Genomic DNA, 20,469 nt, shown 5'->3' with positions numbered 1-20,469 from the left:
TCATAATATTTTCTCATATTCCTTACCAATATATATGTTTTGCTCATACTCGATAATAGGACGCTTAATACAACTTGGATTTTCTAATACAATTTTTTCAAGTTCTTTTTCATTTAAATTTTTAACTTTTTCTTTGTTTAAACCAAGTTTTTTAGAAGTTAATCCAGCAGTATTGATAAGTTCTTCAAAAGATTTTTGTTTTAACCATGTGTATAAAATATCTTGATTAATCTTTTTAATATCCATAAAATCAAACACAATGCCTTTTTGTGTTAAAGCATCCATAGCTTTTTTTACAGAATTACAATTTTTAATACCATAAAGTTTCATTTTCTAGCCTTTTTTACCAAATCTGCGATTAAAAAAGCAAGTTCTAATGCTTGATCCGCATTAAGTCTTGGATCGCATTGAGTCTCATAACGATCTTCCAAGCTTTGAGCAGTAACATTGCTTGCACCACCTGTGCATTCTGTTACATCTTTCCCAGTCATTTCAAGATGCACCCCACCTGGATAAACTCCTTCGCTTATTGCAATCTCAAAAAAAGATCTCACTTCTTGCATGATTTTATCAAACTCACGTGTTTTAAAATTACCTGCTTTTACTGTATTTCCATGCATAGGATCTATGCTATATACTAAATTTAAACCTTCACTTTTAAGTTTAGAGAAAATTTTTGGCAAATTATTGATAATTTTATCTGCACCCATGCGGATAATAATATTTAATCTTCCTTCTTCATTATTTGGATTTAAAACATTTGCTAAAGCTATGATATCATCTGCACTTGCACTAGGTCCTATTTTAACCCCTAAAGGATTTTTTACTCCTCTTAAAAAATGTACATGAGCTTCATCAAGTGCCCTTGTTCTTTCGCCTATCCAAAGCATATGAGCTGAACAATCGTAAATTTCCCCACTTAAACTATCCACTCTAGTTAAAGCTTCTTCATAAGGCAAAAGCAAAGCTTCATGTGAAGTATAAACACTAACTTCTCTTAGGCTTGGAGTATTACTTGTATTAATTCCACAAGCTTCCATAAAAGCTAAAGCTTGTGAAATTTTTTCACTGATATCAGTATATTGCTTATGAAGTTCACTCTTTTTTAAAAAGCCCAAATTCCAACGATGTACTCCATGCAAATCTGCTAAACCACCCTTAGCAAATCCACGCAACAAATTTAGCGTTGTTGCACTTTGATAATAAGCTTCAAGCATTCTATGTGGATCAGGAATGCGTGCTTGTTCGCTAAATTCAAAACCATTAATAATATCACCACGATAACTAGGAAGACTTATACCATTTAACTCTTCAAAATCACTACTTCTTGGCTTGGCAAACTGCCCTGCAATACGACCAATTTTTACAACAGGACATCCACCGGCAAATGTAAGCACTATAGCCATTTGAAGTAAAATTTTAAACATATCACGGATATTTACAGCACCAAAATTTTCAAAGCTTTCAGCACAATCTCCACCTTGAAGTAAAAAAGCTTCTTTTTTACAAACTCTTGCTAAAGACTTTTGAAGATTTCTCACTTCTCCAGCAAAAACCAAAGGAGGAAGTTTCTCAAGTCTTGCTAAAACTCTATTCATTTCCTCTTGATCTGGATAGATAGGTTGCTGTTTTATAGGATAGTTTTTCCAAGAATTCTTAGTCCACATGGTTTTTTCTTTCGTTTTATTTATCAGCTTCCTCTATAAGTTGAATAACCAAAAGGAGAAAGGGTTATTGGAACATGATAATGTTTTCGATCTTTAGAAAGCTCAAAACTTACCTCTACAAAAGGATAAAAAGTATTTATTTTGTGTGATGTGTAATAGTCTTTTGTGAAAAATTTAAGCTTATAAATTCCAAAAGTCCTATTTTCAGCTTTTTCATATGGTAATAAATCTCCTATTCTACCATTTTCTTCGGTAAATTCTTCACTTACTTTTTTCCACTGTTGATTTGCTTCCAACTTATAAAGCTCAACTTTTACTTTAGGAGCAGGTTGTCCAGAAGTAATATCCAAGACATGAGTACTTAATTGATATTCAGTAGCACTCAAAAACATTGGCACGCTTGCTAATATTAATAAAGTTTTTTTAATAGAAAACATTTTCTCTCCTTGTACAATATTTACAAGGAATATTATACAAGAGTATTATTAATAATTAAAATCAAATAATAAAAATTATAAATTAATTATAATTATTTAATTGTTAGATTTATAATAAAAAATAATTATAAATTATTTTTTAAGCTCTTTAATACGCGCTGCTTTACCGCGTCTATCTCTTAAGTAGAATAATCTTGCACGGCGTACACGACCACGACGCAAAACAGTAATACTTTCTAAACTTTCACTATAAATAGGGAAAATTCTCTCAACGCCAACATTATTAGCACCCATTTTACGCACGATAAAAGTTTCACTTACGCCATTACCTCTTCTAGCAATACAAATACCCTCAAAATTTTGGATTCTTGTTTTATCCCCTTCTTTGATGCGAATTGCAAGCTTTAAAGTATCACCAGCACGAAAATCTGGAACATTTTTACCTTCAATTTGTTTTGCTTCAAATTGTTCTATATATTTATTTTTCATAAAAAATCCCTTATTTTTTGCGTTCATGCTCTAAAAATAAATCTGGACGAAAAAATTTCGTTTTGCAAGACGCCAAAGTAATTTTTAAACTTGCAATTCTAGCGTGATTACCCTTTAAAAACTCTGAAGGAGTATAAAATTTTTTATTTTTTTTCTCAAAAATAAAAGGTTTTGAAAAAGCAGGTGCTTCGAGTAAATTATTTTCAAAGCTTTCTTCTTCCAAACTTTCCATATTTCCTAAAACCCCGTTAACATTTCTTAAAATCGCATCACACATTACAAGCGCAGGTAATTCTCCTCCTGTTAAAATAAAATCCCCTATGCTAAAAACTTCATTCGCAAAAATTTCAAGCACTCTTTCATCTATACCTTCATAGCGCCCGCATACAAAAACTATATGTTCTTTTTTACTTAAGCGTTTGGCGTCTTTTTGATTAAAGGTTTTACCACTTGGATTTAAAAAAATAAAATAGGGATTTTCTTTTTTTTCTTGAATACTTCTTAGCACCTCATACATAGGTTCAGCTTGCATCAAAAGTCCAGCTCCGCCACCTATTTTATAATCATCGACTTTATGATAAGAATTTTTAGAAAAATCTCTAGGATTATAAAAATTAAGTTTGAAAAGTTTTTTTTCTTTTGCTCTTGCAAGTATAGAATCTTGAAAGTAAAATTCCATAAGATTAGGGAACAAAGAAACGAAACTAAATTTCATGAATTTTCTAAAATTAAAAAAGCATCTTGCGTGCAAAAAATCTGTCGTTTTTCTATATCTATATTTTTAACAAATTTATCTAAATATGGAATAAAAAATATTTTAGGATATTTTTTTTCCACCCATTTTTCATCACTTTGAATTTCAAATAAATAAGAAGCTCCAGTTTCCAAGATATCAACCACTTTACCTAATCTTTTATTTTCTTCAAAAACTTCACACTCTAAAATATCAAAATAAAAAAACTCATCTTTTTTTAATTTACAAGTTTGTCTGCTTTTCTCGATACTCTGAAAAAGAATAAGATTAGTTAATTCTTTGGCCTTTTCTATATCTTCATAATTTTCAAATAAAACAGTAGAATTGCTTGCATTATAATGCTTAATCTTTAACATTTCTTTGGTGTTTTTTATAAAAAAAGTAGCATCTTTTTTAAATTGAGAAGAAAAGTCGCTCAGGTTATGCAATTTTACATAACCCTTAAGACCCACAGTTTTACCAAGTTTTGCAACTTGAACAAAATCTTTTTCACTCAAGTGCTTTTACCGTTACTCTATAAGAACTTGCATCCTTACTCTTATAAGCAGAGATTACGGTTTTTATAGCATTGATCATTTTTCCATTTTTACCTATAAGCTTACCTGTATCAACCTTATGTGCAAAAAGAACAATCTCAAAAAAATTTTCACTTAATTCAATTTTTTGAGTGTCAATCTGTTCAGGATAATCTGCAATTAATTTTGCGTATTCTCTAAGAAAATTCTCTACCATAATTATTTGCTAGTGATAGAAGTAACTTTATCGCTAAGTTTTGCACCAACACTTTTCCAATAAGCTAAACGCTCTGCATCAACTTTAATTACCTCAGGTTCTACCATAGGATTATAATACCCAATACTTTCTATCCAACCACCATCACGACGTTTTCTACTGTCTGTAACTACAATACGATAAAATGGTCTTTTAGTTCTACCCATTCTTGTAAGTCTAATAACTGTCATTTATACTCCTTAAAAATTAAAAATTTTATTTATAGATACTATAAAAAGTATTTATAAATAAAATTTAAAATTGTCTTCTAGCTTGACTCATCATTTGCGTCAAACTCTCCATTCCTTTTTTACCTGAAAATCTTTTTGCAAGTTTTGCTGCATTGCTAAATTGTTTTAAAAAACGATTGACTTCTACCTGAGAAAGACCCGCTCCATCTGCTATACGACGTTTTCTAGCATTATTTAACAAATCAGGATTTTCTCTTTCTTTTGGAGTCATTGAAGAAATCATTGCTTTAATGCGTATAATTTCTTTAGAATTATCCAAATCTATATCTTTTACCGCATTTGCCATTCCGCCAAGTCCTGGTATCATGCCAATTAAAGATTTCATACTTCCTAATTTTTTAATACTTTCCATTTGATTAAGAAAATCATTAAAATTAAATTCACCTTTTTTGATTTTTTGATTGAGTTTTTTAGCTTCTTTTTCATCAATCACTGCAGCAGTTTTTTCAGCTAAAGTTGCCAAATCACCCTCACCCATGATACGACTTACTATACGATCTGGTATAAAAACTTCTAAATCTGCTACTTTTTCACCTACACCAATAAATCTTAAAGGAATACCGATTTGTTTTGCTATACCCAAGGCTACTCCACCTTTAGTATCTGCATCAAATTTTGATAAAATTACCCCGCTGATATTCAAAACTTCATTAAAACTAGCCGCAGTCTTGACCCCATCTTGACCACTCATTGCATCAGCAACATAGAAAATCTCATCAGGATTTAAAACATCTTTAACCGCTTTTAACTCATCCATCAAAGCTTCATCTATAGCCAAACGTCCAGCAGTATCCACAAGCAAAACATCTACCATAGAACTTTCAGCCTTTTTCAAAGCCTCTTTAGCAACTCTAATAGGATCTTTTTCATTTTCTATGAAGAAAAGTTCAATTTCATTAGCTTCACAAAGTTGTCTTAGCTGCTCCACTGCCGCTAAACGCTGTAAATCACAAGCTGCAACTAAAACTTTTTTATTGCGTAATTTTAAATAATTTGCAAGTTTGATAGTGCTTGTAGTCTTACCGCCCCCTTGCAAACCTGCCATTAGAACTACTGTTGGGGGTTTAGAAGCAAAAACAAAACCTTGATTTTTGCCATTGACACTTAAAATATTTTCTAAATTTACTTTAATGGCATTTAAAAATTGTTTTTGACCTATTCCGTTTTGCTTTACATCTTCTTCTATCAAAGTCAAAAGCTCTTTAGTTACCTTATGGTGAACATCTGCTTTTAAAAGAGCTTTTTTTAAGGTTTCTAAAGCATTCTTAAGTGCTTTTTCATCATCAACAAAACGTAATTTATTAATCGCTGATTTAAAAGATTCGCTAACTAACTCAAACACTTTATCACCTTTCTATAAAATAAAATTTTTAAATTAAACCTTGCATTATACAAAATTTTTTCTTAAATGGCTTTAAAAATCTAAATTTTTTATCTCAAAGCCAAATTTTGTAAAACCACTATCCAAATTAGCCTTAAAATGATAATCAAAAATTTTAATTTCATAGCTGTGTAAATACATTCTATCACTTGAAATTTTAGCATATTTTTCATCGCCTATAACACCATGTTTTATAAATTTAGCATGTACTCTGATTTGATGAGTTCTACCTGTTTGAATGACTATTTTTGCTAAGGTTTTTTTTGACTGCATCATAATAGGAGTAATGATACTTAAAGCACTTAAACCATCTTTTGAAACTTTACTTAATGCCCCGCCTTTTGTTTTTATGGTAAACATAGGCTCATTCACTTCAACCTCTTCAGCCAAAACCCCATCTAAAACCGCAATATAACTTTTATAAACTCTGTGTTTTTTAAATTCTTCTATACAAAGCTTTCTAAAATCTTCATCTTTGCAAAGCAAAATCACACCGCTTGTTTCTTTGTCTAAACGATTTAAAAGCTTGGCGTTAAATTTTTTCTCCAAGTCTTCACTCACATAAGCATAAGGTTTATTAATAGCAATAATCTTATCATCTTCAAAAATAATTTGAGGATTTTTAGCTTTTATCACATTAAATCTTGCCTTATCGCTCATCAAAGCTCTAGCAACCACAACTTTTTTCCCATGTGAAAAAACACAACCCTTATCAATCAAATCTTTAGCTTCACGATTTGAAATTTTTTCTTGCAAAGCTAAGAGTTTATAAGCTTTTTCTTGCATCAATTCCCTTTTGTATGGCTTGTATGATAAGATCTAAATTTTCTTTTTTGGAAATTTTAGCTTTTAAATTTAAATAATGAATTTTATCATTTAAATCTTTTAAATTTTCGCAAAAATATACATTTTCTACTTCTTCAAATAAAGCCTTTTGATTATGAATAAATTTCCCGCTGATTAATACATTGTCAAAATATGCCACTTCTATAGGATTGTGTCCTCCTATGCCTTCTATAAAAGAACCTCCAAGCACAACAACATCAGAAATTGCATAAAAATTTACAAGCTCCCCTAAAGTATCTAAAAGCAAAATTTTTTTAGAAAATTTCTTATTTTCATCTTTTAAAGAACTAAATTTTTCAAATTCCAAACCTTTGTTTAAAAGCAAATTTTCAACTTCTTTAAAACGCTCAGGGTGTCGTGGGGCGATAATGAGTTTTTCATTTTCTTCTAGTTTAAAATGATCAAGCAAAAGCTCTTCTTCGTCCTTATGAGTACTGGCAAAAATGATAAGTTTTTCCTTAGGTTTGGTATAAATTTTATTATTTTTAATTTCTAAATTTGCCTTAATATTTTTAAAAATTTTAACATTTTTAGCTCCCAAACTTTCAAGTCTTACTTTGTCTAATTTACTTTGAACAAAAACTTCATCAATATAAGAAAAAATTTTTTTATAAAAAAAAGAAAATCTTTGATAAGAATGATAAGATTTATCAGATATTCTTGCATTAAGCAAAATAATCTTAGCCTTATAAATACGTGCCATAAAAACAAGCATAAGCCAATATTCTGCTTCAAAAATTACCAAAACCTTACAAGGCTTGAACCAGAAAGGCAAAAAATTTTCAAAAGCAAGATAATTTACCTTTTTACAAAATTCTTTTGCACATTCAAAACCTGTTTGAGTAATAGTAGTTATTCTTGAATCAAATTTCAAAACCAAAGTTTTAATACTTCTTACCTCCCCGTAAGAACAAGCATGAAAATGTACATCAGCTTTTTCTTGATGTAAATTTTTATAAAGAAAAAATCGGGATTTTAAACTAGTTTTGTATTTGGATTTTAAAAAAGAAAGCAAAAGAATAAAGACGGCACAAAATAAAAATGCCGTCCAAGTTAAAAAATAATAAAAAAAGATCAATTTTGTTCTTCTTGCTCTTTATAAAGAATTCTTCCACAATGAGGACAAGTTACAATCTCTTCACCTTTTACAACAGACAGATAAGTCTTATCGTAAATTTTCATAAAACATCCATAGCATGCTTGTTTTTTAACAGGAACTACAGCAGTATTCTTCGCCCATTTGCGAATTTTTTCATAAAAACTTAAAACTTTTTGATTCATCTCGCCCACAAGTTTGGTTTTTTTATCATAAACACTCATTCTATCTTTTTCAAGAACTTCCATTTCAGATTTAATGCTTACTCTAATCTCATTAATATTTTGCTTTTGTTTGATTTTTTCTTCTTCAAGTTCTTTTTTATAAGTTTCTTTATTCTCTAAAATTTTATCCAGTCTTACAATCTCATCATTTGCAGCGTCTAATTGCTCTTTTGCAATATCTTCTTCAATTTTTAAAGCATTAGCTTCTTTTTCTGTTTTTACTGCACCACTTTTTTTAGAAAGCTCTTTAATTTTTGCCGAGAACTCGGAAATATGAGCATTATTTTGCACTTTTTGATTTTCTATATCTTTGATTTCTTCATCGATTTTTTCTAAATCTGTGTTGATTTTTCCTATTTTTAACTCAGCATCTTTTAAAGTCTTATTAATACTGTCTATTTTTGGTTCATAACTATCAATTTCTTGATCTATTTTTGATAAAAGCACTAATTGTTCGAGATATTTATTCATTTATTTTCCTTAAAAATATTGAAATGGATTTTTTGAAACTGTTATTATAACTTGTAGCGGCAAATTTTTCAAGTCTTTTGCTAAACATTGAGAAAAATATCTCTCACTTTCAAAATGACCTAAATCAATAAGACTGATTTGATTACTAAGCGCCTCTAAAGCTTGATGATATTTAAAATCTCCACTTAAAAAACAATCCGCATCTACTTTAGAAATTAAATCCCCACCACTTCCAGTACATATAGCAATACGCTTAATGTCTTTTTTACCACAATCACTTACACGTAAAATTTGCAAATTTAACTTTTTTTTCACCCAGTCACACAAAGCTTCAAAAGACATAGAATTTTCTACATAAATTAAAAATTCGTCTTTAAAAGAAATTTTAAAACCTAAAATTTCTTCCGTAAAATAAGTATTTAAATGACTTAAATCGTAATTTGTATGCATACTGATTAAAGAAATATTTTTACAAATCATTTCTTTAATAAAAGCTCTAGGATAAGTCTTGTCATATAAATCTTTTAAACCTTTAAATATCAAAGGATGGTGTGTGATAATTAAAGAATTTTCACTCGCTTCTTTAATGATATTTTCATCAATATCTAAACTTAAATAAACAGTTGAAATTTCATTATCCCTATCTCCAAGCAAAATTCCACTATTATCCCATGATTCTTGGATATTAAAGGGACTTAATTGATCTAAAAAATTATAAATTTCACTCAGCTTCATTTAAATTTTTCTTATAAATTTCAGCACAATTTTTCGAAAGCTCACGAATTTTTAACATATAATCTTGTCTTTGTGCTACAGAAATTGCTCCTCTTGCATCTAAAAGATTAAAAGTATGTGCAGCAAGCATACAATAATCATAAGCAGGTAAAGCTAGTCCTTGTTCTAAAATATTTTTACATTCTTTGTAAGAATTTTCAAACTGCTCATTCAAGATTTTAACATCACTTACTTCAAAATTGTATTTACTAAATTCATATTCACTTTGCTTATGCACATCTGCGTATTTAATTTTTTCTCCATTAAATTCACTCCAAACTATATCATAAACATTATCAACATTTTGAAGATACATGGCTATTCTTTCAAGACCATAGGTAATTTCAGCACTTACTAAATCTACCGCTATACCACCAACTTGCTGAAAATAAGTAAATTGAGTGACTTCCATACCATCAAGCCATACTTCCCAGCCTAAACCCCAAGCACCCAAACTTGGACTCTCCCAATTATCTTCAACAAAACGAATATCATGACTTTTTAAATCAAAACCCAAATTTTCAAGACTTTTAAGATATAATTCTTGGATATTATCAGGACTAGGTTTAATCAAAACTTGAAATTGATAATAAGCACCTAAGCGATTAGGATTTTCACCATAACGTCCATCAGTAGGCCTTCTACTTGGAGCCACATAAGCAGCTGCCCAAGGTTTTTTTCCTAAACTTCTTAAAAAAGTTGCTGGATGAAAGGTTCCTGCACCTGCTGGCATATCATAAGGTTGCATAATCGCACAACCTTGCTCTTGCCAATAATTTTGTAAATTAAGTATCATTTGTGAAAAAGTCATTGTATCTCTCTTTATTGTTCCATATTTTCAATAGGTTTTTCTAAATTTTTATTCATTTCCAAATCAGGCTCTGTCTTAGCTCCAAAAATTTCTGCGGTTTTACTCCACATTAATTTATATTTACGCTTGAGAAATTCTATCTCTTCACGCGCATGTTTTAGCTCATTGTTTAAGGTTTCTATAGTTTTTCTATCTTCATCATAAAGTTCTTGCATAGAATAAAGGGCATCTTTTAAAAATTTATTCTCATTTTTTAATGCTTCAAGTGTTTCATCTTTAGCATCTAAAACTTTTTCATGTAAATTTAAAATAGTTCCTATTGTTTTTTCAACAAAACTTTCTCCTGCTAAAGTCATTGAATTTACCATTGCAGTTTGAGATTTTGCAGAACTAGGCACTACACTAAAAGTACCTTGATGAGCTTCGATGTAAATTTTACCCTCTTCTTCTTTAAAATTTAAAGCCCCATTGGCCATCATACCCTTAACCACATCTTCATTTAAATGCACAAGTTTACAAAATTCTTCAAGTTCAAGATAGGTTTGCATTTTTATCCCTTATAATAAAACTTCTACTTCTTTTGAATCAGATACAAGTTTTTTTTCTTTTTCAAGACGATCTTCTTTAAGCTTTTGTGCTAAATCAACATCATAAATAGCTAAAATTTGCATAGCCAAATAAGCAGCATTGATTGCTCCAGCCTTACCAATAGCTAAAGTTCCCACAGGAATTCCGCTAGGCATTTGCACCGTAGAAAACAAAGAATCCATACTTGCAAGATTACTTCCTGGCATAGGCACTCCCAAAACAGGTTTTGTTGTATAAGCTGCAACAGCTCCAGCTAAATGTGCTGCCATTCCAGCTGCTGCTATAAAAACTTTCGCACCTTTTTCTTCAGCATTTGCAATATACTCTTTTGTTCTTTTTGGACTACGATGAGCTGATGAGATGATAAGTTCATACTTTACCCCAAAACTTTCTAAAGTTTTAGCAGCCTCTTTCATAGTCTCATAATCACTCTTGCTTCCCATTAAAATAGAAACAAAATTCATCTATATTTCCTTTCTTAAAAAACTTAATGCACTGATTTTATTTGGTAATTGGATTTCATGTTCATTACCGCTATGAATTTCGCTAAATTCTTTATTGTTTTTAGCAATGAGTTTTTTAAACTCTATAAAATATTTATCCTCTTTTTGATAAATTTTACCTAGTTCATTATCGCAAGTTTGAATCACATCGCCTAAAGGGGCTAAAATTTCATAAGGCGTGTTTAAAACGATTTTCCCTTTACATTTAAAAAAGCTTCCATCTTCGCTTATAGCATGCACTTGATGAGAACCTTCTTCTATGCTTGTATTATGATTTTGCGTGTCGGTTTTTTCCAAAGGACGCGAAACAAGATAGCCATCTGTAAAACCACGATTTTTAAGTGTAGCAATCTCTTTTTCATACTTACTTGACTCAAATTTACCCTCTAAAGCATCTTGTATGGCCATTTTATAAGTCCTTGTTGTAAGCGCAACATAATATTCGCTTTTAGTACGCCCTTCTATTTTAAAAGCACTGATACAATTTTCTTGCATGATTTTTTCTATATAAGAACAAAGATTTAAATCTTTAGAATTAAAAATATGAGTACCATTTTCATCTTCTTCTAAGCGAAATAAAGTGCCATTTTCTGGATTTTTAGCATAAAGCTCATAATTAAATCTACAATCATTTGCACAAGATCCACGATTGCTCATTCTTCCACTTTGCACAGAGCTTATTAAACAACGCCCAGAATAAGCAAAACACATAGAACCATGCACAAAAGCTTCTAATTCTATATCACAATTTTGCTTTAAATTTTTAGCATCCTTAAGCCCTAGTTCTCTGGCAATTACAACCCTTTTAGCACCCATATCCTTATAAACTTGAGCATCTAAATAATTTAAAATATTTGCCTGAGTAGAAACATGTAAAGAAATTTCAGGTGCAAGTTCTTTAACAAGACGCATAGCTCCAACAGAAGCTACAATAAAAGCATCGGGTTTCATCTCGCGTAATTTTAATATATGTCTTTTTAAGCCTTCAATTTGAGAGCTTAAATGAAAACCATTTAAAGTAACATAAATTTTCTTACCACGCTCATGAGTATATTTGATAGCTTCTTCAAAACTTTCATAATTAAATTCTCTTGCAGTGCGTGATCTTAAAGAAAAATTATTCACACCCGCATAAACTGCATCTGCACCATAAGCCAAAGCAATTTTTAATTTTGTGAAATTTCCCGCAGGAGCTACTATTTCAGGAATGATCATTTTTGCCCTAAACTTGCAATTAAAGCTTCTATATCATCATTACTTACAACATCAGCAGTACTATCACCTTCAATATGCACTGCAGAACTTACGCGTTTTTTATCATCAATTTTACCTTCAAATAAAGAACTCATATAACGGCTTAAAGCACGCATTACATTAATAACACGTTCGATTTTTTGACGATGTATATCTTGATACTGCATTGCATCCATTGCCATCATCACTTCATCTTGTCCGCTTTGAAGATTTCCGACAATCTCCTTAGAACTTTTTTTAGCTTGATTGTTTAATTCTAAAGCTTCACTGAAACTTTCCACATTAGGAAATTTTTCATTAAGCTTAGAAAAAATATCAATATTTTTTTCTATTGCTTTATTTATTTCTTTGAGTAAACTTTCAGAATCCGCAAAAAAATTATTAATACTTTCAAGCTTATCCATCATTTCCGTTGCTTTAAGCTCGCTATCTTTTGTAACATCATCTAACTGATGTACAACTTTATACTCCTGATTTGGTGGGGGTGGTGGCCATACTACATTAGAATTAGGTTTGTAATCAGCTATTTTGACATCTTCTAACATCAAAGCATCTTCTTCGGTATTTGATTCTTCGGTTTTTACCTCTGCTTCTGTCTCTGAATCAAGATCAACATCACCATTCATCAAAGCATCAAGCTCTTCTTGAGTCATTTTTTTCCTTTTTTAAATCTAGATTTTCAATAATTGCTCAAAATTATAATCAATTTTATCTAAAACAAAAATATAAATTTTTATTTTTTAATCTTTTTAAATTAAATTTTTAAATTTATTAAAAAAAATATATTAATTAAATCTTAATTAAAAATTTTATGATATAATTTTATAAATTTAATTACATAAAAGGAGTAAAAATATGGGAAAATTTGTTAATAATATAGATGATTTTTTCAAATTTTGCAAACAAAATGAAGTGCTTTTTGTTGATTTTCGTTTTACAGATATGATAGGAACTTGGCATCATATTACCTATAATCTTCATGCAATCAATGAAGAAACATTTCAAACTGGTATTCCATTTGATGGAAGCTCAATCCATGGATGGCAACCTATAGAAAAATCAGATATGATTTTAAAACCTGATGTACAAAGTGCTTTTTTAGATCCTTTTACAGCTGACCCTACTATCATAGTGTTTTGTGATGTATATGATATTTACAAAGGACAAATGTATGAAAAATGTCCAAGAAGCATAGCAAAAAAAGCAATGGAACACCTTAAAAATAGTGGCATAGCTGATACTGCTTACTTTGGACCAGAAAATGAATTCTTTGTTTTTGATAGTGTAAAAATAGTTGATACTACTCATTGTTCTAAGTATGAAGTTGATACCGAAGAAGGAGAGTGGAATGATGATAGAGAATTTACTGATAGCTACAATACTGGACACAGGCCAAGAAACAAAGGTGGATATTTTCCAGTTCAGCCAATTGATTCTTTAGTAGATATTCGTTCTGAAATGGTTCAAACTCTTGAAAAAGTAGGCCTTAAAACTTTTGTTCATCATCATGAAGTTGCACAAGGACAAGCTGAAATAGGAGTAAATTTTGGCACGCTTGTAGAAGCAGCTGACAATGTTCAAATTTATAAATATGTTGTAAAAATGGTAGCTCATTTAAATGGCAAAACTGCCACTTTTATGCCAAAACCTTTATACGGAGATAATGGCAATGGTATGCATGTTCATATGAGCTTATGGAAAGATGGGGTAAATTTATTTTACGATAAAGATGGATACAGTGGACTTAGTCAAACTGCTATAAATTATATAGGTGGAATTTTAAAAAATGCTAGAAGTGTCGCAGCTTTTACAAATCCAAGTTCCAACTCTTACAAAAGAATAGTTCCTGGCTTTGAAGCTCCTTGTATTTTAACTTATTCTTGTCAAAACAGATCAGCAAGTTGTCGCGTTCCTTATGGCATAGGTAAAAATTCAGCTCGTATAGAAATTCGCTTCCCTGATAGCACTGCTAATCCTTATTTAGCTTTTGTTAGTCTTTTAATGGCAGGTCTTGATGGAATCAAAAATAAAACCATTCCTGTAGGTCCTATGGATGAAAATTTATTTGATCTTACTTTGGATGAAATACGTGAAAAAGGGATAGAGCAATTACCGCATACTCTAAGAGGAAGTTTAGAAGCTTTAATCCGACATAATTCTTATTTAAAACCTGTAATGAGCGATATTTTTATCGATGACTATCAGCATTTAAAATTTGAAACACAAGTTTGGCCAGTAGAAGCTCGTCCAACTGCTTATGAGTTTAAAACTTGCTACTCTTGCTAAAAATTTAATGGCGTTTAACACGCCATTAAACAAAAAAGAATTAAAAATTATTTATTTTATATCAACTATCGCTTAAGCTGATTTACAATTCCTAGCATATCATCGCTTGTTGTAATTGCCTTAGAACCCGCTTCATAAGCTCTTTGTCCTGTGATAAGATCTGTCATTTCTTCAACAAGCTGAACATTACTAAGTTCTATAAATCCATGTCTTATTGTTCCAAGCCCATCTTGTCCTGCTATACCCGCAACAGGTGCACCACTTGCTCCTGTTTCGAGATAAAGATTATCACCCATAGAATGAAGACCCGCTGGATTTATAAACTGAACTAGCTCCACTTGGCCAATTTGAGTTTCTTGTTGCTCCCCTGGTAGCATTACAGAAACGGTTCCATCTGTAGCAACATTAATTGCTGTTGCGCCTTCAGGTATTGTCATTTCAGGTAAAAGTCTATAACCATCTGAATTTACAATATTACCTTCATTATCTTTTGTAAATTGCCCATTTCTAGTATATCCTATAGTGCCATCAGGAAGTTGTATTTGAAAAAACCCATTACCTGCAATAGCCATATCAAGACCATCAGTACTTGTTGATTTTAAATTTCCTTCAGTAAAAACTTTAGTTACCGCTGTTGGACGCACACCCACACCCACTTCTATACCCGAAGGAGAAAGAGTAGTAGCTGAAGTTGAAGTTCCTGCATACTTCATAACTTGATACATAAGATCAGCAAATTCTGCGCGACTTTTCTTAAAACCTGCTGTATTAACATTGGCGATGTTATTTGAAGTAACATCAATTTGTGTTTGCTGCGCTACCATTCCCGTAGCAGCAGTATGAAGTGATCTCATCATTTTTAATCCTTTTTTATTTTATTTTAAATTATTTAACAGCTGCAAGCTTATTGATAGCTTCTTGATTTAAGTCATCCATATGAGCTGTCATAACTTTTTGATACATTTCTACCATTCTGTTTGCTTCAATCAGTCCTACCATTTCAGTAACTGGATTAACATTTGATCCCTGAGAAAAACCTTGGCGAATAGCATTGGAGTTTTCCAAATCTCTAATGCGGGTTAGATCATCTATTTTATAGACATTATCCCCATCTTTTTGCAAAGCTCTTATATCATCTACTTGTGCTACAAATAATCTTGCATTTTGAGCTCCATCAACCTCAATGCTTCCGTTTTTATCAACGCTAATTTGAACAGCACCATTAGGAATGCGTATGCCAGCATTCTGAGGATTATTAAAATAATCACTACTTAATACCTTGTATCCTTGCTTATTTACCAAATAACCCTCATCATCAAGTTGAAAATTTCCATCTTTAGTTAATCTTACTTCTCCATCTTTGGTTTGAACCAAATAAAAAGCATCTTCTCTAGTCATTGCCAAATCCAAAGGATTGTTTGTGGCCTTTAAAGAACCTAGGCTAAAATCCGTATATTCTTGAGAAACTTGTGGGATTCCATCTATTGTAGTATTTACAAAACGAGATGCATCTCTTGTGTGATTTTCTATAGGCAACTCATCCTGAGTTTCTTTAAAAATCCTTTTAAAATCTGCAATAACCACATCATCTCTTTTGTATCCGCTTGTATTAATATTGGCAAGATTATTAGTAATCACATCAAGTTTATTAAACTGAGTTACCATTCCGCCAGTTGCTTGATAATATCCATTTTGCATATTTTCACCTATAAAATTAAGATTTTATAGCTATAAAAGCAAAGAGTGTTCCAACTTTTAAAAACAAAGAAAAATAAATATTTGAAAGATTATTAGGAGAGAATTTTAAACTATAAAAAGCAAGATTTGACTCAATCTTGCTTTAAAAATCAATTTTAATCCATTTGACGACGCAAGAAAGTTGGTGTTTCAATTTGCGCCATTATCTCTTCATCATAACCACCGCTTACCTTTTTAAGACTTAAATAAGGATTTTTCTTAGAAGCTTGAGCTTCTTCGGTAGATTTTTTAGCTACTGTATCTTTATCTTCAAACCCTGTCGCAATAATAGTTACTTCAACTCTATCTTCCATGCTATCATCTGTAGTAGAACCAAAAATAATCTTAGCATTTTCATCAACAATTTCTTGTATACTATTTGCTGCTGCCGAAATTTCAAACAAAGAGCAATTAGAACTTGTTTTAAAATGCAAAATAACTCCCTTGGCACCTTTAATATCCATTCCATCAAGCAAAGGAGATTCTATAGCGTTTGAAAGAGCCTCTTCTATAGCATTTTCACCACTAGCGCTACCAACACCCATAAGCGCGAGTCCGCGATGACTCATGATGGTTCTTACATCCGCAAAGTCAACATTAATATCTCCATTATCAAGCAAGATAGACACCATACCTTTTACAGCACGAGCTAAAATATCATCAACCAATCTAAAAGCATCTTTAATGCCTGCTTTTTTATCAATAATGCTCAATAATTTTTCATTTTGAATTACAAGAATAGAATCACTTTCTTTTTTAAGCTCAAGGAGACCGCTTTCAGCAAGTTTTTTTCTTTGTTTTCCTTCGAATGCAAAAGGCATAGTTACAACAGAAACAGTTAAAGCTCCAATCTCTTTAGCTGCTTGTGCAATAACTGGAGTGGCACCCGTTCCAGTACCTCCACCAAAACCTGAAGCAATAAATACAATATCACTTTGACTAAGACTTGCTTTTATTTCTTCAAAACTTTCTCTAGCACTTTCTGCACCTACTTCAGGAAGCATACCAGCACCTAAACCTTTAGTTTTTTTCTCGCCAAGTTGAATTTTAGTTTTTGCTAATGAAATTGAAATAGCTTGTGCATCAGTATTTGCTGCAATTAAATCAAGATCATTCAATCCCATTTTAACCATATGGTTGATCATATTACCGCCACCGCCACCGCAGCCTATAACCTTAATTTTTGCACCTTTATTATGTTGCATTTCTTCTACTAAAAATTCACTCATAAAAATTTCTCCTTGTTAAAATTGATTCATAATTTTATGCCAGATATTTGAAAAAACGCTAGGTTTTTTTTCTTTTGGCTCTTTAAAATCTAATTGTTCTTGTATTGCAATTGTATCATTTTCTTGCAAATTTTCATCAAAAAAATCAGATTTTATTTCACTTTCTGCATCTTTTTGCAAAACAATATCTTGTTTAATTTGACGATTAAAATTTTCAATTTCCCCTTTATATCTTAATTTTTCATTAGAATCAAGTTCATAAGGCGTAAAATACCCCGCTCCATATAAACAAAGTCCTATAGCACAAGTATTTTCAGGATCATTAAAAATTTCACTAAAACCAGTAATCAAATCTTTTCTTGCAGTAGCCAGTCTAACTGAGCGATTATCAAATGTTGCAGGAGCTAGCTCATCAATACCTGCTAACTTAGTCATTCCACCTGTTAAAACAACTCCACCGCCTATAGCATTGGCATAACGATTATCACTTAAGATTTTTGCCAAAATCATCAAAGTTTCTTCCGCTCTTGCATAAATTACGTTTGAAATAATATCCAAAGAAACTTCATTAACCTTTCTTTCATCACCCATTGAAGGAATTTGTATAAGGGTATTAGGCTGTTGCGAAAGAGCTGCATAATTAAGCTTGATTTTTTCTGCTTCTTTTAAAGGTGTATGCAATGCCATTGATAAATCTTGGGTGATATTAATCGAGCCAATTTGCAAACAATCATTATATCTAATTGAATTTCCAGTATGAACAACCATATCGCAAATCGCTCCACCCATATCAATCAAAACAGCACCTAATTCCTTTTCACTATCATCTAAACAAGCTATAGCTGAAGCATATCCTGAAAGAACTATATTATCCACTCTTAAATCAGCTAATTCAACTGCTTTCTTAAGATTTTTAATATGAGATTCTTGTGAAATCACTATATGGGTTGAAACTTCTAAACGATTGCCACTCATTCCCAAAGGATCATCAACATGTTCAAGATCATTAACCTTAAAATTATAAGGCAAAACATGGATAATTTCATAACCACTTGGTAGATTGGCAGTATGCTTAGCTGTACTTACAGCACGATGAATTTCTTTAATGCCTATTTCATGATTTGGAATATTAACAACACCTATGCTATCAACGCTTTTAGTATAAGCACCTGATATAGACACCACAACCTTATCATAATGAACTCCGCTCATCATCTCAGCACTTCTAACAGCTTCTTCAATAGATTTAGAAGCAAGCTCTATATTGGTAATGGCACCTTTTTTAACCCCGTTGGTTTTCGACTTGGAAAAACCAATAATTTTTAATCCATCTTCATCTTTTTGAGCAATAATGGCACAAGTCTGGGTTGAGCCTAAGTCAATTCCTAATATATTCAAAATCAATTCCCTTTATAATAAATTTTTATCGGATATATCTTTTTAAGTTCATCAACAAGTTCTTGCTTAAGCTCATTTGCTTTTAAATTTTGCAAATTTTGCTCAAGCATAGTTTTGTATTGTTCAAATTTATCGGAGTTCATATCTAATTTTTGTTTATTTATTTTATATAATATTGCTTTATTGTTGTTAATGACCACATAAGAACTATTTTGATCAGCATTAAATACATTCATTAAAAAATAAGCAAATTCAGGATCATTTAATATCTTATCACTAAGCTTTACACTCTCGCGAGAACTATCTCGACTTACAAAGCCTATATCATCGCCTTTAAAATTTACTAAACTATTTTTGGCTTTTTCTTCTAAATTTTTTCTAGCTTGTTCGCTTAAATACATAGGTAAAACTTCTTCTCTAGCTTCTTCAAAAGTTTTATTTCTTATAGGATCTACTTTATTTAGTTTAACTATGATATATCCGTTATTATAAGGTGCCGGTCGTAAAACATCTCCATTTTTAGCTTTATTCAAAAGATCAATTGGATAATAAACATCAGATTCACTAATATTTTGATCTTTTTGAAAATTATCTTTCCCGTTTTTTAAATCTAAAAATTTAGCATTAGCCACATTCTTTAGTTGCATTAAGGCGTAATCTTTAGCAACTTCATTTTTAGTAGACTGAAAATCCATCACTTTACCTGCAAAATCTTTATATTTCAGTTTATTTTCATCTTGATTATAAAATTTTTCTAATTCTTTGTCGTCAATTTTCTCATTGCTAACTGGCAAAAAATAAGTTGAAATTTCATATATTTTTTTAGTTTTATAATCTTCTTTATGTTTATTCCAAAGCTTTTTTAAATCCTCTTCGTTAATCTTAATATTTTTTTTGTCATAATCAATTTTTGCAATACTTAAAGCATCTTGCATGAAATAACTAGAAGCTAACATTTTTAATTCCTCATCTTTGCTAGGAATATTAAAAATTCGATTAAGTTTATCAGTAATTACTTCATTTGCAAGTTGTGTTTCATAATCTTTTGGAATTAAATTATTGGCATTTAAAAGTTCATAATAAATTGTTTTGTTAAATTCCCCTGTAGGATCTTGAAATTCTCTAGTATTTGCAAGTTTTTGTAAAATTTCATTCTCGTTTACGCCAATACCCAAATCTTTAGCAAAATTTAACAAAAGCTTATCTTCAACAAGAGAGCTTAAAGCTATATTTTTAATGCCTAGTTGCTCAGCATTTTCTGGAGTTAAAGCACCATTGCTAATTTGATTATAATAACTTAAAATTTGTCTATATCTAGTATCAAATTCGCTAAAACCTATCTTTTCATTTCCTACGGTTGCAACACTTGAACTTCTATTGAGATTAAAATCATAAGCACCCCAACCTAAAAAGCCGGCGCCAACAAAAGCTATAGTACTAACCCATATAGTAACAACAAGATATTTTTTGTGATGTTGCATCCAAGTAAGCATATCATTCCT

Annotated in this window: 24 protein-coding genes; 1 reads left to right on the top strand and 23 read right to left on the bottom strand. The window is 30.9% G+C overall.

Annotated features, from left to right (window positions below):
• From AT682_RS03435 to AT682_RS03350, 18 genes are all read right to left on the bottom strand, one after another.
• Positions 1-330: an arsenate reductase family protein gene (locus AT682_RS03435; protein WP_002882293.1), complete on the bottom strand. Its 330-nt coding sequence runs from the start codon at positions 328-330 to the stop codon at positions 1-3.
• Positions 327-1,667 (bottom strand): class II 3-deoxy-7-phosphoheptulonate synthase, encoded by a 1,341-nt coding sequence (locus AT682_RS03430; protein WP_002882292.1) that lies wholly within the window; start codon positions 1,665-1,667, stop codon positions 327-329. Before AT682_RS03430 ends, AT682_RS03435 begins: the two co-directional genes overlap by 4 nt.
• A gap of 23 nt (positions 1,668-1,690) precedes the next feature.
• Complete coding sequence (gene uraH, locus AT682_RS03425; protein WP_002882291.1) at positions 1,691-2,104, bottom strand: hydroxyisourate hydrolase; 414 nt, start codon at positions 2,102-2,104, stop codon at positions 1,691-1,693.
• 132 nt (positions 2,105-2,236) lie between these two features.
• Positions 2,237-2,593, bottom strand: coding sequence for a 50S ribosomal protein L19 (gene rplS, locus AT682_RS03420; protein ID WP_002854824.1), 357 nt, complete (start codon positions 2,591-2,593; stop codon positions 2,237-2,239).
• 10 nt (positions 2,594-2,603) lie between these two features.
• Complete coding sequence (trmD, locus tag AT682_RS03415) at positions 2,604-3,308, bottom strand: tRNA (guanosine(37)-N1)-methyltransferase TrmD (protein ID WP_002883094.1); 705 nt, start codon at positions 3,306-3,308, stop codon at positions 2,604-2,606.
• Entirely contained in the window at positions 3,305-3,844 is a 540-nt protein-coding gene (gene rimM, locus AT682_RS03410; RefSeq protein ID WP_002883093.1) for a ribosome maturation factor RimM, read from the bottom strand. Before rimM ends, trmD begins: the two co-directional genes overlap by 4 nt.
• Entirely contained in the window at positions 3,837-4,079 is a 243-nt protein-coding gene (locus AT682_RS03405) for a KH domain-containing protein (protein WP_002852144.1), read from the bottom strand. Before AT682_RS03405 ends, rimM begins: the two co-directional genes overlap by 8 nt.
• Positions 4,080-4,081: 2 nt before the next feature.
• Positions 4,082-4,309, bottom strand: coding sequence for a 30S ribosomal protein S16 (gene rpsP, locus AT682_RS03400; RefSeq protein ID WP_002883092.1), 228 nt, complete (start codon positions 4,307-4,309; stop codon positions 4,082-4,084).
• A 64-nt stretch (positions 4,310-4,373) separates the two neighbouring features.
• Entirely contained in the window at positions 4,374-5,711 is a 1,338-nt protein-coding gene (gene ffh / locus AT682_RS03395; protein WP_002883091.1) for a signal recognition particle protein, read from the bottom strand.
• 72 nt (positions 5,712-5,783) lie between these two features.
• Positions 5,784-6,536, bottom strand: a complete 753-nt coding sequence (locus tag AT682_RS03390; protein ID WP_002883090.1) for an RluA family pseudouridine synthase — start codon at positions 6,534-6,536, stop codon at positions 5,784-5,786.
• On the bottom strand, positions 6,517-7,674 hold the full coding sequence (waaA, locus tag AT682_RS03385) for a lipid IV(A) 3-deoxy-D-manno-octulosonic acid transferase (protein WP_002883088.1): 1,158 nt from the start codon (positions 7,672-7,674) through the stop codon (positions 6,517-6,519). The genes AT682_RS03390 and waaA overlap by 20 nt, the downstream gene beginning before the upstream one ends.
• On the bottom strand, positions 7,671-8,387 hold the full coding sequence (locus AT682_RS03380; protein ID WP_002883086.1) for a zinc ribbon domain-containing protein: 717 nt from the start codon (positions 8,385-8,387) through the stop codon (positions 7,671-7,673). Before AT682_RS03380 ends, waaA begins: the two co-directional genes overlap by 4 nt.
• A gap of 9 nt (positions 8,388-8,396) precedes the next feature.
• Positions 8,397-9,122, bottom strand: a complete 726-nt coding sequence (locus AT682_RS03375) for a Nif3-like dinuclear metal center hexameric protein (protein WP_002883085.1) — start codon at positions 9,120-9,122, stop codon at positions 8,397-8,399.
• Positions 9,109-9,972, bottom strand: coding sequence for a glycine--tRNA ligase subunit alpha (gene glyQ / locus AT682_RS03370; RefSeq protein WP_002852069.1), 864 nt, complete (start codon positions 9,970-9,972; stop codon positions 9,109-9,111). The genes AT682_RS03375 and glyQ overlap by 14 nt, the downstream gene beginning before the upstream one ends.
• 11 nt (positions 9,973-9,983) lie before the next feature.
• Positions 9,984-10,520: a DUF3972 domain-containing protein gene (locus AT682_RS03365; RefSeq protein ID WP_002852251.1), complete on the bottom strand. Its 537-nt coding sequence runs from the start codon at positions 10,518-10,520 to the stop codon at positions 9,984-9,986.
• A gap of 9 nt (positions 10,521-10,529) precedes the next feature.
• Positions 10,530-11,024: a 5-(carboxyamino)imidazole ribonucleotide mutase gene (gene purE / locus AT682_RS03360; protein WP_002866547.1), complete on the bottom strand. Its 495-nt coding sequence runs from the start codon at positions 11,022-11,024 to the stop codon at positions 10,530-10,532.
• Positions 11,025-12,278 (bottom strand): peptidase U32 family protein, encoded by a 1,254-nt coding sequence (locus tag AT682_RS03355; RefSeq protein WP_002883084.1) that lies wholly within the window; start codon positions 12,276-12,278, stop codon positions 11,025-11,027.
• A complete protein-coding gene (locus AT682_RS03350) occupies positions 12,275-12,970 on the bottom strand; it encodes a hypothetical protein (RefSeq protein ID WP_002883083.1) in 696 nt (231 codons plus the stop codon). Before AT682_RS03350 ends, AT682_RS03355 begins: the two co-directional genes overlap by 4 nt.
• Positions 12,971-13,172: 202 nt before the next feature.
• Between AT682_RS03350 and glnA the strand changes: the two genes are divergently transcribed.
• Positions 13,173-14,603, top strand: a complete 1,431-nt coding sequence (gene glnA, locus AT682_RS03345; protein ID WP_002882497.1) for a type I glutamate--ammonia ligase — start codon at positions 13,173-13,175, stop codon at positions 14,601-14,603.
• 65 nt (positions 14,604-14,668) lie between these two features.
• Here the strand turns inward: glnA and flgG are convergent, their stop codons facing one another.
• The 5 genes from flgG to AT682_RS03320 form a co-directional block, all read right to left on the bottom strand.
• On the bottom strand, positions 14,669-15,460 hold the full coding sequence (flgG, locus tag AT682_RS03340; protein ID WP_002852142.1) for a flagellar basal-body rod protein FlgG: 792 nt from the start codon (positions 15,458-15,460) through the stop codon (positions 14,669-14,671).
• Positions 15,461-15,488: 28 nt separating this feature from the next.
• Positions 15,489-16,301, bottom strand: a complete 813-nt coding sequence (locus AT682_RS03335) for a flagellar hook-basal body protein (protein WP_002854829.1) — start codon at positions 16,299-16,301, stop codon at positions 15,489-15,491.
• Between the two features lie 155 nt (positions 16,302-16,456).
• A complete protein-coding gene (ftsZ, locus tag AT682_RS03330) occupies positions 16,457-17,569 on the bottom strand; it encodes a cell division protein FtsZ (RefSeq protein ID WP_002852071.1) in 1,113 nt (370 codons plus the stop codon).
• A 15-nt stretch (positions 17,570-17,584) separates the two neighbouring features.
• A complete protein-coding gene (ftsA, locus tag AT682_RS03325; RefSeq protein ID WP_074469321.1) occupies positions 17,585-18,973 on the bottom strand; it encodes a cell division protein FtsA in 1,389 nt (462 codons plus the stop codon).
• Positions 18,970-20,460 carry a peptidylprolyl isomerase gene (locus AT682_RS03320; RefSeq protein WP_002882496.1) on the bottom strand — a complete coding sequence of 497 codons (1,491 nt, stop codon included), beginning with the start codon at positions 20,458-20,460 and terminating at the stop codon, positions 18,970-18,972. Before AT682_RS03320 ends, ftsA begins: the two co-directional genes overlap by 4 nt.
• Positions 20,461-20,469: the final 9 nt, after the last annotated feature.

Origin of the sequence: Campylobacter jejuni (assembly GCF_001457695.1) — a bacterium.
GTDB lineage: Bacteria > Campylobacterota > Campylobacteria > Campylobacterales > Campylobacteraceae > Campylobacter_D > Campylobacter_D jejuni.
Note: the sequence above shows the minus strand (reverse complement) of the source record. Positions and strands in the feature narration are given on the sequence as shown.